Annotated in this window: 18 protein-coding genes; 14 read left to right on the plus strand and 4 right to left on the minus strand. The window is 61.1% G+C overall.

Going from position 1 to position 13,807, the window contains the following annotated elements:
- The first annotated feature begins 60 nt into the window (after positions 1-60).
- The 6 genes from SB751_RS20095 to SB751_RS20120 all read left to right on the plus strand — a co-directional run bounded on the left by SB751_RS20095 (position 61) and on the right by SB751_RS20120 (position 4,147).
- Positions 61-513 carry a PRTRC system protein E gene (locus SB751_RS20095; RefSeq protein ID WP_410748360.1) on the plus strand — a complete coding sequence of 151 codons (453 nt, stop codon included), beginning with the start codon at positions 61-63 and terminating at the stop codon, positions 511-513.
- Positions 514-524: 11 nt separating this feature from the next.
- On the plus strand, positions 525-749 hold the full coding sequence (locus SB751_RS20100) for a PRTRC system protein C (RefSeq protein WP_410748361.1): 225 nt from the start codon (positions 525-527) through the stop codon (positions 747-749).
- Positions 750-839: 90 nt separating this feature from the next.
- Positions 840-1,973, plus strand: a complete 1,134-nt coding sequence (locus tag SB751_RS20105; RefSeq protein ID WP_410748362.1) for a PRTRC system protein F — start codon at positions 840-842, stop codon at positions 1,971-1,973.
- 10 nt (positions 1,974-1,983) lie between these two features.
- A complete protein-coding gene (locus SB751_RS20110) occupies positions 1,984-2,703 on the plus strand; it encodes a PRTRC system protein B (protein ID WP_410748363.1) in 720 nt (239 codons plus the stop codon).
- A 2-nt stretch (positions 2,704-2,705) separates the two neighbouring features.
- Positions 2,706-3,347: a PRTRC system protein A gene (locus SB751_RS20115; RefSeq protein WP_410748364.1), complete on the plus strand. Its 642-nt coding sequence runs from the start codon at positions 2,706-2,708 to the stop codon at positions 3,345-3,347.
- A complete protein-coding gene (locus tag SB751_RS20120) occupies positions 3,344-4,147 on the plus strand; it encodes a PRTRC system ThiF family protein (RefSeq protein WP_410748365.1) in 804 nt (267 codons plus the stop codon). Before SB751_RS20115 ends, SB751_RS20120 begins: the two co-directional genes overlap by 4 nt.
- 91 nt (positions 4,148-4,238) lie before the next feature.
- Here the strand turns inward: SB751_RS20120 and SB751_RS20125 are convergent, their stop codons facing one another.
- Positions 4,239-4,673 (minus strand): hypothetical protein, encoded by a 435-nt coding sequence (locus SB751_RS20125; protein WP_410748366.1) that lies wholly within the window; start codon positions 4,671-4,673, stop codon positions 4,239-4,241.
- Between the two features lie 449 nt (positions 4,674-5,122).
- Between SB751_RS20125 and SB751_RS20130 the strand changes: the two genes are divergently transcribed.
- The 8 genes from SB751_RS20130 (at position 5,123) to SB751_RS20165 (ending at position 11,417) form a co-directional block, all read left to right on the plus strand.
- Positions 5,123-5,596 (plus strand): glycine zipper 2TM domain-containing protein, encoded by a 474-nt coding sequence (locus tag SB751_RS20130; protein WP_410748367.1) that lies wholly within the window; start codon positions 5,123-5,125, stop codon positions 5,594-5,596.
- Positions 5,597-5,680: 84 nt separating this feature from the next.
- Positions 5,681-6,082 (plus strand): hypothetical protein, encoded by a 402-nt coding sequence (locus tag SB751_RS20135; protein ID WP_410748368.1) that lies wholly within the window; start codon positions 5,681-5,683, stop codon positions 6,080-6,082.
- A 171-nt stretch (positions 6,083-6,253) separates the two neighbouring features.
- Entirely contained in the window at positions 6,254-6,637 is a 384-nt protein-coding gene (locus SB751_RS20140; protein ID WP_410748369.1) for a hypothetical protein, read from the plus strand.
- A 10-nt stretch (positions 6,638-6,647) separates the two neighbouring features.
- Positions 6,648-7,121 carry a hypothetical protein gene (locus tag SB751_RS20145; RefSeq protein ID WP_410748370.1) on the plus strand — a complete coding sequence of 158 codons (474 nt, stop codon included), beginning with the start codon at positions 6,648-6,650 and terminating at the stop codon, positions 7,119-7,121.
- Between the two features lie 218 nt (positions 7,122-7,339).
- Entirely contained in the window at positions 7,340-7,726 is a 387-nt protein-coding gene (locus SB751_RS20150) for a hypothetical protein (RefSeq protein ID WP_410748371.1), read from the plus strand.
- An 82-nt stretch (positions 7,727-7,808) separates the two neighbouring features.
- Positions 7,809-9,353, plus strand: a complete 1,545-nt coding sequence (locus SB751_RS20155; protein WP_410748372.1) for a hypothetical protein — start codon at positions 7,809-7,811, stop codon at positions 9,351-9,353.
- A 427-nt stretch (positions 9,354-9,780) separates the two neighbouring features.
- Positions 9,781-10,752 carry a DUF932 domain-containing protein gene (locus tag SB751_RS20160; protein ID WP_410748373.1) on the plus strand — a complete coding sequence of 324 codons (972 nt, stop codon included), beginning with the start codon at positions 9,781-9,783 and terminating at the stop codon, positions 10,750-10,752.
- 275 nt (positions 10,753-11,027) lie between these two features.
- Complete coding sequence (locus tag SB751_RS20165) at positions 11,028-11,417, plus strand: hypothetical protein (protein WP_410748374.1); 390 nt, start codon at positions 11,028-11,030, stop codon at positions 11,415-11,417.
- Positions 11,418-11,518: 101 nt separating this feature from the next.
- Here SB751_RS20165 and SB751_RS20170 read toward each other — a convergent pair whose 3' ends face one another.
- From SB751_RS20170 to SB751_RS20180, 3 genes are read right to left on the minus strand one after another with little or no spacing between them, the layout of a single operon-like run.
- Positions 11,519-11,911 carry a bactofilin family protein gene (locus tag SB751_RS20170; protein WP_410748375.1) on the minus strand — a complete coding sequence of 131 codons (393 nt, stop codon included), beginning with the start codon at positions 11,909-11,911 and terminating at the stop codon, positions 11,519-11,521.
- A gap of 6 nt (positions 11,912-11,917) precedes the next feature.
- Positions 11,918-12,550, minus strand: coding sequence for a hypothetical protein (locus SB751_RS20175; protein WP_410748376.1), 633 nt, complete (start codon positions 12,548-12,550; stop codon positions 11,918-11,920).
- A gap of 21 nt (positions 12,551-12,571) precedes the next feature.
- Positions 12,572-13,183: a hypothetical protein gene (locus tag SB751_RS20180; RefSeq protein ID WP_410748377.1), complete on the minus strand. Its 612-nt coding sequence runs from the start codon at positions 13,181-13,183 to the stop codon at positions 12,572-12,574.
- Positions 13,184-13,807: the final 624 nt, after the last annotated feature.

The raw sequence follows: 13,807 nt of genomic DNA on the forward strand, positions 1-13,807 counted from the left end.
CCATCGGAGGGCGCCAACGGCGCCCTCCGTCCTTTCCCCTTTCCCCAAGAGATTTCACCTATGTTCACTGAACTTGCACCCTTGGTGCGCGCGACCGACAAGGTCGTCATCACCCTGTCCATGACTGGCGACGCCATGTCTGTCGTGGTCATGCCTGTCATTAAGAATGCTGCGGACGCAGCCCTGACCACCCCAGTGTCGCTCACGGCGACGCCGGCGGAGTTGGATGCGGAGTTCGCCGTGGCCATCACGGCCGTGACGGACTCGCACCGCTCGCTCGCGGAGCAGGCGGAGGCCACCAAGTCCATCCTGGATGCGGCGAAGACGACCCAATCGTCCAAGGCAACGAAGGCGCTGGCCAAGGCCGCGTCCCCCTCGAGCGCTGCCTCGTCCAGCGATTCGGAGGATGACGATGACGATGGTGATACCCCGGCGGCGGACACCAAGGCAGAGGCGAATGCCGAAGCCGGAGCGCCCGCCAACGCGGGAACCGACCTCGCGTCTCTGCTCTAAGGAGGATCGCCATGGCACTCGAAGTCACGAAGCTCAAGCGCGAGTTTTCCTACAACGGCATGACGCTGCCGGACGTGAGTCCGCAGTTCACGCCGGAGCAGGTGCGCGACGTCTACTCCGCCCAATACCCTGAGCTCAACACCGCTGCGGTGGACGGCCCGGAGGTAAAGGACGGTGTCGCCCGATTCACCTTCGTGCGCGCCGCTGGCGCCAAGGGCGCGCATGCGCAAGTCTGACCTGATGAAGGCGCTGGCCACAAACCAGTTCGCCGCAAACACGGAGCCGCCCGAAAGGGCGGTTTTTTTACATTCTGAGGAGACTCAACAATGCTGTTCGACCCTCGCTCGTTTGTTCCAGCGGTCGATGCAGGACAACGCAATTGGGCGCCTGCGCGACAGCATCCCATTGCCAGACGTCGACCTGCCCACGATTTTCTGACGCTTCCTTCAATCCCCGCGGGTGTGCCGCAAACGGCGATTCTGTCCTTTGGCGACGAAACTGATGTCAGGGATCTTGTCACGGCTCAGTTCCGCGTGGGGATTCTTGATGCGGAGCATGTGTCTAGTCCTGCTGGCGCCGGCGATGCGTTCGCCCAAGCGTTCCACGGCTGGCTTGCGCCGCGCGTGCCGACGACGAAGGTACTGAGCTTCGATCTCACCCTCATCGACCATGCAGCGGTAGAGAACGAGATCTCCGAGTTCGGCTTCGACATGCAGGAGGAGTCAGCGCTGTACCTCGGCATCCGGCTAGAAGAGGAAACGGTCTATACGCTGACGGAGGCACGCGCAGCGGCTTTGCGCAATCTTCACCCCTCGCTAGTGTTCATGACGTTCCATCTTATTCGGGCAGCCGCGATGAAGTCGCTGCACATTAGGACCCCGGACGATTTGCTCGATATGTTTGCCCGGTGGCATTGGGACTATGAACCGTTGACCGATGACGAAGAGGCGCGCGAGCACCTCAAAGAACGCTTCGGCGGGGACGAGTTGGATATCGATCGCTACTTGCCTTCGGTTGTGCGGGCAGAGCTCGCGCCGGATGAAACATTGCCAAAGTGGCAGTGGCTTCAGAAGGACCGAAAGCTCTCGTTGATTAGCCGGCGCAAGCTACGTGAGTTGGCGCGTCTCAGTGCAGACGACTGGCGTGGCAGTCTGTGCGGCGCGCTCGCGGACCTGGACGTGGCGCTCTCCCGCATGGGCGCTTCCACGTTGCTCCAAGGCGCGCAATGGGCCGAGCCGGCCTATTCCGCGGCGACTGTTGCTTATGAGCACTGCGACTATGTTGGCGAAGTACTCGACGACCATTTCGAGTGCGCCAACAACGGTGGCTATGCGACCTACTTTCAATGCTTCATTCCGCTTGCGACCACGCGAGCATCCATCCGGGCGCAGTACGCCATTCTTGAAGACACGCTCAAGCTGATCGCCTTACTGGATCGGGTGCTTGAGCATTTCAACTAAAGGAGGCCACATGGCCGACATCCTGACCGCGTCGCGGTCGCATGAAGTGGCCCTGCAGGGGGCCATTTTGCTTTATGGCACGCGGCCCGGGCAGTTTTCCTACGCCACCGCGCATCGTATTGACCCTGACACCGCTGGTCGTCCCGTAATTGGCGCTGGCGTGCCGCTGAACCGGATGGCATTGATTCACGCCGTCCGCGAGGTAGCTCATCACGCGCTCCCGAAGGGGGAGTTTCTCACCCCTAACGTGCTGTCGATCAGCCCGAGTGCGGTGACGTGGTGGTGTCCGCCGGCGATGCGTCGCGTGTTCATCTCCTGCAAGGAGCTGGGCAAGCGTAGCGCCGTGGTTCCTCACCCGGGCCTGGTGTTTCAGGCATCGCAGTCCGGTTTCGCCGTCTTCGCGCTGCAAGGCGACGAGCGGCCGGTGCCGGGTAGTGCCTTGTTCGAGCCGCCGTACTTCAACACGTGGGACCACGGGAAGATCTGCATTGGCTCGGCTCACGTTCCGAAGCAGATCGACGTTGCCTCGATCGATGGATGGGAAGCCGGCTTCTTCAATTCGGCCTTCACCCACCCCAATCACGGTGGAAAGCGCGTCGCGTATGAACACGGCGCCTTCGCCTTCTGGAAGGACATGCTCGACGGTCGGTTCACTGACTATCCGAAGGACGTCCTCGTCCCCATGCAATCCACGCTGGCTGATCTGATCGCCGGCAAACTGGAGAAGTAATCATGCATCTTGCAGACATTGCCCTGCAGCAGTCCTTTCCGTCGGTCATGGTGCCGCGTCACGGCCCCCTTGCCGCGATGGAGAGGCCCGGTGAGCGTCTGCTCATTGCGGCCAACGGCATCTTCCTGGAGATCGCGCGGCCTTGGCTTCGCGTGGTGCGACGGCTCGGCGGTTTCCAACATCGCACAGCTATTCCGTATGGTGAGGCGGAGGCAGCCACCGAACTGCACTGCGGGCGCGTACCGGCTCATCTGATCGGCGAGTTTGCCGCGATGGCGCGGGCCGCGCATCCGAAGGAAACCGGCGCCTGGATCGTCTGGAATGCCGCTAGCGCGGCGTTCCGGCTGATCCCGGTGAGTATCCTGGAGCACAGCGGCGGGCACCTGAAGTATGAGCGCCCCGTTCTGGCCGGTGACGACGTGCTGGTAGTTGACTGCCATTCGCACGGGTGCCATCCGGCCTTCTTCTCCGCAGCGGATGACGCGGACGATTGCCATGACGTGAAGTTCGCGTTTGTGATCGGCAACTGTGCGGCCATGATGCCCTCCATGGCGCTGCGGCTCTGTGCCAAGGGAATCTTCGAGACCGTCGAGAACGTGCCCAGCGAATGGTATGCGGCGGCGCGCGAGGAGGTGCTGGCATGACCTTCGAGCACCGTATCCCCGCTGGCATGATGAGCCGGGCCTGGAAGGTGGCGGTTGTCGGTGCCGGTGGTACCGGCAGCGCGTTGCTGCCAAATCTGGCGCGGCTGCACCATGCCATGCTCGAGCTGGGCCACCCCGGCGGCATTGACTGCACAGTCTACGATGACGACACGGTCAGCGAGACCAATGTCGGCCGCCAGGGCTTTTATCCCGTCGACGTGGGCCAGTACAAGGCCTCGTTGATCGTGAACCGGCTAAACAATCTGATGGGGACACGCTGGGAAGCGCAGACCCGAAAGGTTGGCAGCGATGATCGCTTCGTCTGCGACATGGTGATCGGCTGCGTTGACACGCGGCGCGCCCGCAAGGCGATCCTTGGGGCGATGAAGCGGGGCACCGGCGGCTACTATCTGGACTGCGGGAACGAGTCCGATAGTGGTCAGGTGATCCTGGGTCAGGTCCGTGGCAAGGCCGGGCAACGGTTGCCTCACGTGGGCGACTTGTATCCGGAGCTCATGGATCCGAAAGGCGACAAGGTTGACACCGCGCCGTCCTGCTCGATGGCTGATGCACTGCAGAAGCAGTCGTTGGTCATCAACCAGGCGATTGCGGTGCAAGCCTACAACCTGCTCTGGACGCTGTTCCGCACCGGCACCCTGACGTACTGCGGGAGTTTCGTGAATCTGGCAATCGGTCGGACCACGGCGCTGCCTGTCGACCCGGCGGCCTGGGCGCGATTTGGTTACGCGCCCGGCGCGTCGAAATCGCGCGGCAAGGCCCGCCCGCTCGCCTCTGTTTAGACAGCCACCCCCGAGCTTTCGGGGGTGTTTTTTTTCGCCCTTCGCCATTTGCTTCCCTACAAAATAGGAATGGGGTTACCTTGGGTAAGGCTTAGTGGCGCATATCGAGACTGACGAGATGTACCAAGAGAACTACCCAAACTACAAGGAGTACACCCGGCAGCAGCTTTAATACCACCGACGACCTTATTGCGTACAAGGGAAAGTCTTCCGGCGTGAGTAGGCGCCGGTAGTCATTTGAGCGGCTGGTCAAAGCCTTGCGCAGATGCTCTCGATAAACACAGGTACGCGTAATGGAGGACAGCATCAGACTTGTAAAAATGATGCCACACACAACTACGACATAGGCTGCTGGCCGGACGCTAGCGCCTTCGACCAGCGCGACACCAAACACTGCCGATAAAAACGCGGTGGCGGTAAGCAGATAATTAGTCTTCTGGTTCACTACCGCGTTTTCGCTCATCCAAAGTTTCGCAATTTCTTCAGGACTCACAGTATGGGTCTCGGCGCTGGCTTCACTTCCCATGGCGTGCCTCTTATTTGTTTGTGGATTTTGTCGAGCACCGCAACGCGACGGCCACGGTAACTGGTTCTTCCAATGCCTTCTTGATGTTTTCTTCAGAACAATCTTACAGTCGGTGCGCTAGCGTACGAATTATGGATTCTGATAGCGCACTAATGAGTTGACCTGCGTTTGCATAACAGCTGTTTACCATCTGAACCACGCAACCTTGTCGTCACGCCTTTTATTTCGACAAGGAATGTCAGTTTTCCGGTCCCGCTCTGGTTCGCGTTGTTGCAGCTTCCTATCGTGCAGGACTTTCCCAAACGACGACGTGCTGCTAACATTGCAGCACCTTCCGCGTCTCAGACGCATCGACACTTCCGGTTGTATAGCCGGACATCTGATTTTCTCCCACCACGGGCCTTCCTGCCCGTGGGCATGTTGGCCCTTTTTCTTTTCCAGAGGCCATCATGTTCAAGCGTATCGCTTCGCTTTTCCTTTCCTGCTTCATTTTTGCCGGCTGCGCTGCCCAGCAGACGTCTCCGAACGCCTATCGCAGTTCGGAAGCGCTGCGTACCGGTAGCGTCGAGGCTGTCACCGTCGTCCGTGTCCGTTCGGTCGCGATCGTTGACAGTGATGGCTACACCTCCGCCAACAGCGGCATCCCCGGCGTCGTTGGAGCTGTTGTGGGCGGTTTGCTCGGTGCGCGAGTCATCGGTGGTGGCAACGGCCGCTACATTGCCGGCGCCATGTCGGGAACCGTCTCCGCCGTTCTGGCACAGACGGTTGCCAGCCAGATGAACCGCCGCAACGGCGTGGAGGTGATCGTCCGCAAGGATGACGGCCGCCAGGTCGTTGTTACGCAGGACGCAGACCAGCAGTTCGTCTCGGGCGAGCGGTTGTTCCTCGTGTCTGCCGCTGGTGGCTATCGTCTGACTCGTTGATTGGGTTCCACTCGGTTCCCCAAATTCCTTCACTTCCCCGCACGGAACCCCGTGCGGGGCTTCGTGCGTCCATCGGAGCCTTTTATGCCGACAGTGGCACATACGCACCCTAAATTCTCTCCTGTCCTTACTAAGGGTAAAACGATCGCCGAGGTAGTGGAGCAGTATGCCGCGAGCCTGCGCGGTACCGAATTGGAACCGGAATGGCTTGATTCCGCCAACTTTCCTGAAGATGACAACGAGGCAATGTATGGCCCGAAGCCGGATCGGCCGTGGCCGGAACTCGGCGCACGCGATCGTCTGGCAGTCTATCTGCAGAGAGGATCGTCCGAAGGCTGGATCGTCTATGTCGACCACATAGGCTATGCCGGTGATGCGCCAAACCGCACGACAGCGCTGCAGAAGCTTCTGACCGGCAAGACGTTGTCCCAGCAGCATGGCTGGGATCTCGTTCGCGCGATCACCAAAATGCTCGATGTCACCTGACATCGCAGCTTTCAAGCCCGAGAGGGCTTGCCCAAGCCCCTAGGCTTTGGCAAGTCGCTTTCACCCGCGTCACTGACGCATCGACCCCTGTCCGGCATCGCCCGGACCACCAACCCAGCTGGGACACTCGTCCCGCAGGGAAGGGATGTCCCGTCCATATCGAGGACTTCCATGAAACTTCCCAAATCCTTTATCCGTCGGCACCAACCGACCGACTCCGCAGCCTGCCACGCGATCCGCCGAGATGCTTGCCGCATCTTGCGCGGTTTCGCTGGTGACATGGCCTTGAGCCCGCGCGATTTCACGATCCGGGAGCATCGCCAGCGTCGCCGCGATGTCAATGTGTTTGCCTTGCAAACCGATTCATTGCTGGTGGAAATCCAACATCCCGCTGGCCCTGAGGGCGGCGTGAGCATGTCCTATCGGACGTGCCGTGGCCGCAGCGACCTGACTGGGGGACGCGACAATTCGATCAGCGTTGCTTCGCTCGCCACCGATCAAGGCTATGCCGACCTGGTCACCACGTTGCGCGTGGTGGCTGGCCGGCGCGGTTGAGGAGATAACGATGTCGCGAATTGCGAAAGTCGTATTTCGCTCTACGAACGGTGTCGAGGTCTCCAGCTCGGTACGCTATGAAGGCAGTCAGGGCATAGTTGCGCTGCCAGCTCGCATCGCCTCGTTGGTTGAGCAGATCGGCGGTAACGGCGATGAACACATCCTCCTGCTCGTCGAGCGCGGCTTCGAGTATCCGCTGGTGCGTGAAAGCAGTGGCGTCTATCGGGTCGATCGTTTGCTCGGCACGCGTCCCGGGTTCCTGCACGAGTTGAAATCCTCGGTTGTTGCGCCGACGAAGGATCAGCGGCTGCAACACGGCCGCTATTGCCATACGTTGTCGGTCTCGGCCGTTGTAGGCGCAGTTGGATATGGTGCCGGCGTTCCTGGCTGGACCGCCACCTCCGTCGTCAACTGCGCGAGCCTTCTCGCCTTTGGTGTTGTATTATTTGCCGTGGGCGCTGTCCTCTCTAAAGGAGAAAAGTGATGTTTGGACCATATGTACTGTTGCTGGGCTTGCTGATCGCGGCATACATGCTGTGGGCTGACCGCAACGGCCGTCGCATCCACAAGGACTAGCCTTCCATTCTCAGGAGCCGATTCCCGGCTCACCGCTTGAACGCACCCTTGAGGTGCGTTTTTTCTTTTCTATCCCCATCCGGGCGTCGTCCCGGTGGGGCGACTCCCATTAATCGGAGTTTCCCCATGGATCAGACCATCTACGGCGCAGGCCTGGCCAGCTATCCCGCTGGCGTGAAACTGCAGACGAGCGTCTACGCGACAAACCGTCGGCCGGCCTTCACGCTGCTGTGCGCGGATGACGGCATGCCATACGGCACCCTCACCGTGAACGTTCCCCATATCGATCTTGCTTCGGACGAGATTCTCGTTTCGGCCGACTGGAACCTGCCCGCCGAACTCAAGGCGGCGCTGCTGGCCACCGGCAAGTTCGCGCCCACAGGGCGCTGGAACCAGGTCGGCCTTGGCCGCGGCGAGGTTTGGCGCATCGTCGATCCCGAGCTGCTCGCAGCTGTTGAACGAATCCACGCCTCGGTGCCTTGCCGCAAGGCGAGGGCGGCCGCATGCGCCTGACAGCCGAGCCTGTCTGAACAATCCTTCTACCCATTCCGGGGCGCTGTCCCCGGATGGGGTGGCGCTCCCTTCAGGAGCTCCTATGTACGTTGTATCGTTTGGCCAGCGCGCGGAGACCGCGACGACGCTGGCCGGTGTCTTGTATCTGCTCAACGGGGACCGCGAAAGCACGGGGCCTCGTCTCGAGGAGACGACGGTGCGGCACGTCGAGCGGGGCGCCATCCCGTTGGTGCGCCTCTCCGCTGGGACTATCGGCGTCAGGCCCGAGGGCACCGCCCGGTCGGTCCTCGCGCAGATCATCGACGAGGTTGACCGTTTCATTGTGCGCGTCGACGGCAAGGTACTGCGTCCCCACGAGATGAGCCGTGCCTCATGGGGGGCCGTCATGGTTGCAGGCCGCCTCGGCTACTTCCCGGAACAGGTGATCGAGCTTGGCCAGGCTGACGCGGGCCCACTCTTTCACACGAAAGATTTGTTCGAGGACACCGGGCCGTTCGACATGGTTTCCTACGTCGAATCGGAGTTTCAACGTCGATTCGGGTACGGGACAAATGGGCCGCTTTACGCAGCGGGCCAGATTCCCAATTGCCGGCATGAGGTGCACGTCGCCTACGCCTTGCTGCGTGGCGAGAAGCTGCGCGAATGCGTACTGAACACGTACCGGGGCAACGAGCGGTACGGCCAGCACGACCTGCAATGGATGCACACGCTGATCGCCGTGCCGTCATTGCGGGGTGCGCTGACGCCTGACCAGACCCAAGCGCTGTGCAATGTCATGCGGCACGCAAAGCTGGCGATTGACCATCAGAACACGCCGAAGCTCGTTGGGATCGTGCGCCATCTCCCGGCCAACGCCACGGCGGTGCAAGTCGACGACGCGCTGTACGCTGCCGGCGTGCTGCCGCCGCATACGGTGGCGGCGCCCAGGGCGCCCATTGGCGATTCTGCGACGGCGATATCGCCGCTTGCCCAGCGGATCCACCAACTGATCACCGAGCGCCAGTTCACCGAAGCCGTGCGCAAGGCGACGGCCGATCGGGAAGCGATGCACATCACGCAACGCCACTTGGACGAAATCTCCCGGCGCGCCGCGCACGCACGCGCAACGGCCGGTTTCGATTGGGCCAACAAGGTAGCGCTGTCGGTACTGGAGCGAAACGTGGCGCAGCTGCTGCATGTCTTCGACACTGCGAAGGATTGGAACGTCGACTCCAAGCGCGCATTGCGTGAGGTAATCGGCGTGGACCTGATCCAGTGCACTGCTTCGCAACGCAGACGGCGGATCTTCGAGATGTGCAACTTCTCGGCGGACGAGCAGGCGGCCTGGGAATCCCGCGCAGCGATCGCGAAGGTACAAGCGGGCGCAGCGCGCGAATTTGAGGATGCTCGCAAGCAAGCGGAGTGCGCACGGATCAAGATCGAGACGGGCCAGGTGATGAACGGGCGCGAGTACGTCGATTTCTGCATCGCAGCCGGCTTCTCGCAGTTGCAGGAAAGTTCGCGGGGCGCTGCGCGGCGGTACTGGATTCACAATCCGTCACATAGGGCCTCCCGACCGCTTCGCGCGAAGGACGGCACGCTGGCTTATGCCCGCGCCCGGCTTTCTCAGCAGGCAGCGACTGTTTAATGTTCCCCCCGGCCTAGGCCGGGGGATTCCTTTCGAAACAGCTATCGAAATGGTGAGCTTTCATGCCGCCACGGCGAGGATGCTCGCGCTAGTCTTTGTCTACACCGATGAGCGGTGTTCGTACTGAAACAGATTCAGTCCAAACACAGTTTGTCCGCGTCTTCCGACGCATCGACCCCAACGCCGGCACGCCGGCCACTTCTTGAAACCTCCCACAGGGACTGCTCCCTGATGGGACGGCTCCGTGGGCTTTTTACGCCCCTATGCACGCATTTTTGCTGTAGCCATTCGGCGCAACGTCTGTCGCCGCAGGCGATGGCGCGCGTCATTTCACCCCATCCGGGCGTCCGCTCGGCGTCCTTTCCTTCATTTCCATCGTGAGTTGCCGCCTACGGCGGCGCTCGCCCATTCCATTTAGGAGTAATCGATGTCCCATCTCGTTCAAACCATGGCCTATGTTGGCGCGACCCCCTGGCACGGCCTGGGAAATCGTCTGGAAGCCAATCAACCAATTGGCGTCTGGGCTGAAGCTGCCGGCATGAACTGGCAGATCGAGGAGACCGACGTCATGTTCCGGGTCGGCTCGCACGATCTGGATCCGATCCAGTCGTTTCCTGAGCAGAAGGTTCTCTACCGGTCGGACAACAAGAAGCCGTTGTCGACCGTGTCGAAGAAGTATCAGGTCGTTCAGCCGGCAGAAATCCTGGGCTTCTACCGCGACCTCACGGAGGTCGGTGGCTACCAGCTGGAAACCGCTGGCGTGCTTAAAGAGGGCCGCAAGCTTTGGGCGCTCGCGCGCACCGGGCAGTCTGCGACGCTCGCCGGCGGGGATGAAGTCCGGGGCTATCTGCTGCTGGCCACGGCCTGCGATGGCACGCTGGCCACCACGGCCCAGTTCACCTCGGTGCGCGTGGTCTGCAACAACACGTTGCAGATTGCCGTCGGCCGCAATCGCGGCGCCGCGAAGGTGCCGCACCGCAGCCAGTTCGATCCGCGCGCGGTAAAGGAGGAACTCGGCATCGCGATCTCGTCGTGGGACACCTTCAAGGCGAGCATGCAGCAGCTCGCGGACCGCAAGGTCACGCAAGCCGAAACCGAGCGCTTCTTCCAGCGTCTGTTCACGTACTCGTGGGCCGACAAGCGTGGTGCCCAGACGACGGACAGGATGAATGAACGAGGCTTCAAGTCGGTCATGAACCTCTTCGAAGGCAACGGGCGCGGCGCCTCGCTGCAATCGGCCTCGGGAACCGCGTGGGGGCTGCTGAACAGTGTCACGGAGTACGTCGACCACCAGCAGCGTGCCCGTAACGATGGGAACCGCCTGCACTCCGCATGGTTCGGCGCGGGCGCAGTTCTCAAGCAGCGTGCATGGGACGAAGCGCTCGAGCTTGCTGCGTAGCAACATCAGTGTTTGTACTCTAGACCGCCTTAAGCGACGACCAAATGTGCCGATGAAAGGTACTGAAGTGGTCGTTTCAGGCGCATGCCCCGGCTAAGTCCGGGGCTTTTTTTTTTGGTTGCACATGCAAATCCCTCTCGAAGAACTCGTTCAACGCATGCCCATTGTTAGCTTGCTGGCAACGGTGTTGGTCATTGTTGTTAGACCAGCTCACCTGGAGTTGGGAGTGGTTGCCATTGTTCTGGAGAGGGCGCGAGGCAACCAAGGAGCTTCGCTTGAACTCAGCCCCCTTGGAAGTCGACATCGATCACCTACCGCGCAAGGGATTGGTTCGACGCATATACGAATGGACCGCAGAAGCCAGATCGGGACGGACTCAGTTGTCCTTCGATGACTGGCTTACCTGCATGGCGTTGCCAGCAAATATCGCATCGGCCGGCATCATTATCCGGCAGAGAGATTTGACGTTTCTGCTCCAGCATGGACGTCGGTACGTCATCACGGATCCCGACCGCGGCATACGGGTGTTTGAATGCCGTATTGATGAGCGCCTGCCCATCGTGGCTTTTGTTGACGCGACCGGCCGTAGAGGCCCGTGGTTGACACTTCCCAAGCTGTTAACGATCGAGGAGATCGTCAGCTTGAGGCCCGCGACGCCACCATGAAAAAAGGCCCGACGAGCGAATCGTCGGGCCTTTTTCTTTGCTCGCGACCCAATAACAGTAGGGTTTTATGTGAGCTTACTGCGGAAATAGCCTGAGCATGCTCACATGTTGGAGCCTGCCGCGGCCGGTTCGGCAGATTGCCCCGGCGTCGTGTGCGCGTCGTAGGAAATCCCGGCGATCCGTGCAATCGTGCCTTCCAGCGCTGCGTTGGGGCCCAGGCGGATGGTGCCGGCGTAGGCGATTCTGCCTTTTACCTTGCCGTTGATGTGCAGCGAGACGCGGGCCGCGACATCGCCTTCCACGGTCCCGTCGATCAGGACATGGTCGCCTTCTACTGTACCGCGAATCAATCCCTCCGGGCCGACGTGCACCAGTCCGTGAGCCGAGCGCAGGTCGCCGCCCACCAGACCGAAGCAGCTAATGCCATGGTCGGAAGCCACATCCCCGTGAATGCTGAGCCCCGCTTGAATAAGGCTAAAGTGTGCTGTGGTCATCGGCTGTCAGAAGAGTTTGATCTCGTTGTTTCGCCGCGGCTCCGGAGCGTGGGCGGTTTGCGCAGGTACCATCGCGGCCGGCGCCGGAACCGGCTTCGCGGCCGTCTGAGCGGGGGCTTTAGCTGCTGGCTTGTTTGGCTGCTTAGCCGGCGTGGCACCTGGGATGGCAGACGAATCGGCCGTAGCAGAGGATGCCTCGGAACCTGGCTGCGGCAGCGCGAGGACGGGTGCCGAGGATGCCGGCGCTGCGGGAAGAGAAGCCGCTACCATCGCCGAAGGAGCAGGGGCCTCGGGCGTGTCCTTGGACGGCCATTCGTGGCTCTTGGCATCCGAAGTGCTCGCTGCCGCGCTAAGCGGACCGACCGCTGGAGCCGTTGCAGCCCGTGGGGCGTTGTCATGCTTGCCGCCCGAGGCCGTCCACATGCCGATCGGAAAGGCCACAGCCGCCACGACCAGCACCGCGATGGCCTGCCGCTGTGCGATGCTAAATCGGCTCCATATTGACGTTGCCTCGGTGGCCGGGGCGGTTGCTGCAGGACCGTCGAGCATTGGGGTGGCGCCGCCTGGGCTAGCCATTTCAATGGTCAGGGGAGGCTGGGCGTAACTGGTGTGCAGCCGTGCGATGTCTTGGATGTCCATGGCGTCTCGGGGGATAGTCTGTCAGGAATCGGCGTCCGGTTGCTTGCCGTCGCGCGCAAACCGGTCGTTGTCAGGGATACAGAGGCGATGGATAGCGCTGATATGACGGGCGGCACCGATCAATGCGTCATCCTTCTGCACGTCATCGATGGTGTGGGCCATATATGCGCCGAGGACATTCGCGAAGAGTTGATCGTGCTGATTGAGCAGTCGTGCAAGGCGGCCGGCGAGGGAGTGGGTCACCACCACTTCGCGCCTGTCGTAGCGAAGGCTGACATTGCGCCGCCGAAAGGACCTGGACCACGCCAGCTTCGCGTCCATCCAAGCATTGGCCTCCCGGAACCGCGTGTCCAGCGCGAGGATTTTGTCCCTGGAGGCCACGCTCATCTTGGCCGTGCAAAAATTCCAGTCACTGCGCACAAAGTCCCGTACGAAATCAGAACAGTAGGTGAGCACAGTACCGCTGTCGGTTTCCGGGATGATCCGCGACACGCGGTCCTGGCTGAGCAGCCGCTGTATCGGCTTCGGTCCGCTGTGCGCGACGGGATCTTGGGGTGCAAGACTGCTGTCAGGTTCCTGCGACTCAGTCTCGGTACCGCTGCCCCGGTATTGGGGGTCGGATGATTCGGCCATTTTCCATACTTATGTGGATCTCTCTCGTAGGCAATTTTCCGTCACAACGCCGCCTCAGTGAGCCGAGAAACGCATACGAAATTGCTGAGCTTTCTGACTTTTTGCGCGGTGTATCTGTGCCACAATTCATTCCATACCTCGCGTCACAGACGCATCGACCCTGACTCCTAGCGAGTCCATCTCTTTGTACAAGTCGTGCCTTCGTGCATGCGCCGACCGATTGGCTATCGGTGTGGATATTCTCTTGTGATAAGTGTTTTAGCCGAGCACTTCCCTAGTTCAGCCCGTAATACGCGTCCTCTGTCGTGCCTCTTCGTGAGCGCATGCGGGACACCGTTCGAGCCTGGGACCATGTGGCGTCTCTCTCCAGGCCCCTCCTAGGCAGAACGGCCGTCGTCGTGCTGACCGTGAACCTGCGGCCGAACCTGTGGGTTCGCGAAATGGGTAGTTGTGCAGCGTGACCATGCTGCACGAGGACGACTTTACGTCCTCAGCATTGAGCTGCGCACAATAGTGCGCCGCTCCCTGAGTGCCACGCCCCCGGAAGGGGCGTGGCATTTCGGGTTCCTGACATCAAAGCTCGCTGCCGGCGCAAACCGGGGCGGGCTTTTTTGGTTTCTGGTG

Source organism: Cupriavidus sp. SIMBA_020 (assembly GCF_046535395.1).
In the GTDB taxonomy this organism is placed as follows: domain Bacteria; phylum Pseudomonadota; class Gammaproteobacteria; order Burkholderiales; family Burkholderiaceae; genus Cupriavidus; species Cupriavidus campinensis.

Excerpts from the sequence above, each read along its gene's own strand:
- SB751_RS20160 (WP_410748373.1), top strand. The coding sequence starts at position 9,781 with ATGTCCCATCTCGTTCAAACCATGGCCTATGTTGGCGCGACCCCCTGG.
- SB751_RS20100 (WP_410748361.1), top strand. The coding sequence starts at position 525 with ATGGCACTCGAAGTCACGAAGCTCAAGCGCGAGTTTTCCTACAACGGC.
- SB751_RS20170 (WP_410748375.1), bottom strand. The coding sequence starts at position 11,911 with ATGACCACAGCACACTTTAGCCTTATTCAAGCGGGGCTCAGCATTCAC.
- SB751_RS20145 (WP_410748370.1), top strand. The coding sequence starts at position 6,648 with ATGTCGCGAATTGCGAAAGTCGTATTTCGCTCTACGAACGGTGTCGAG.
- SB751_RS20125 (WP_410748366.1), bottom strand. The coding sequence starts at position 4,673 with ATGGGAAGTGAAGCCAGCGCCGAGACCCATACTGTGAGTCCTGAAGAA.
- SB751_RS20110 (WP_410748363.1), top strand. The coding sequence starts at position 1,984 with ATGGCCGACATCCTGACCGCGTCGCGGTCGCATGAAGTGGCCCTGCAG.
- SB751_RS20105 (WP_410748362.1), top strand. The coding sequence starts at position 840 with ATGCTGTTCGACCCTCGCTCGTTTGTTCCAGCGGTCGATGCAGGACAA.
- SB751_RS20095 (WP_410748360.1), top strand. The coding sequence starts at position 61 with ATGTTCACTGAACTTGCACCCTTGGTGCGCGCGACCGACAAGGTCGTC.
- SB751_RS20180 (WP_410748377.1), bottom strand. The coding sequence starts at position 13,183 with ATGGCCGAATCATCCGACCCCCAATACCGGGGCAGCGGTACCGAGACT.
- SB751_RS20120 (WP_410748365.1), top strand. The coding sequence starts at position 3,344 with ATGACCTTCGAGCACCGTATCCCCGCTGGCATGATGAGCCGGGCCTGG.
- SB751_RS20130 (WP_410748367.1), top strand. The coding sequence starts at position 5,123 with ATGTTCAAGCGTATCGCTTCGCTTTTCCTTTCCTGCTTCATTTTTGCC.
- SB751_RS20155 (WP_410748372.1), top strand. The coding sequence starts at position 7,809 with ATGTACGTTGTATCGTTTGGCCAGCGCGCGGAGACCGCGACGACGCTG.
- SB751_RS20140 (WP_410748369.1), top strand. The coding sequence starts at position 6,254 with ATGAAACTTCCCAAATCCTTTATCCGTCGGCACCAACCGACCGACTCC.
- SB751_RS20135 (WP_410748368.1), top strand. The coding sequence starts at position 5,681 with ATGCCGACAGTGGCACATACGCACCCTAAATTCTCTCCTGTCCTTACT.
- SB751_RS20175 (WP_410748376.1), bottom strand. The coding sequence starts at position 12,550 with ATGGACATCCAAGACATCGCACGGCTGCACACCAGTTACGCCCAGCCT.
- SB751_RS20115 (WP_410748364.1), top strand. The coding sequence starts at position 2,706 with ATGCATCTTGCAGACATTGCCCTGCAGCAGTCCTTTCCGTCGGTCATG.
- SB751_RS20150 (WP_410748371.1), top strand. The coding sequence starts at position 7,340 with ATGGATCAGACCATCTACGGCGCAGGCCTGGCCAGCTATCCCGCTGGC.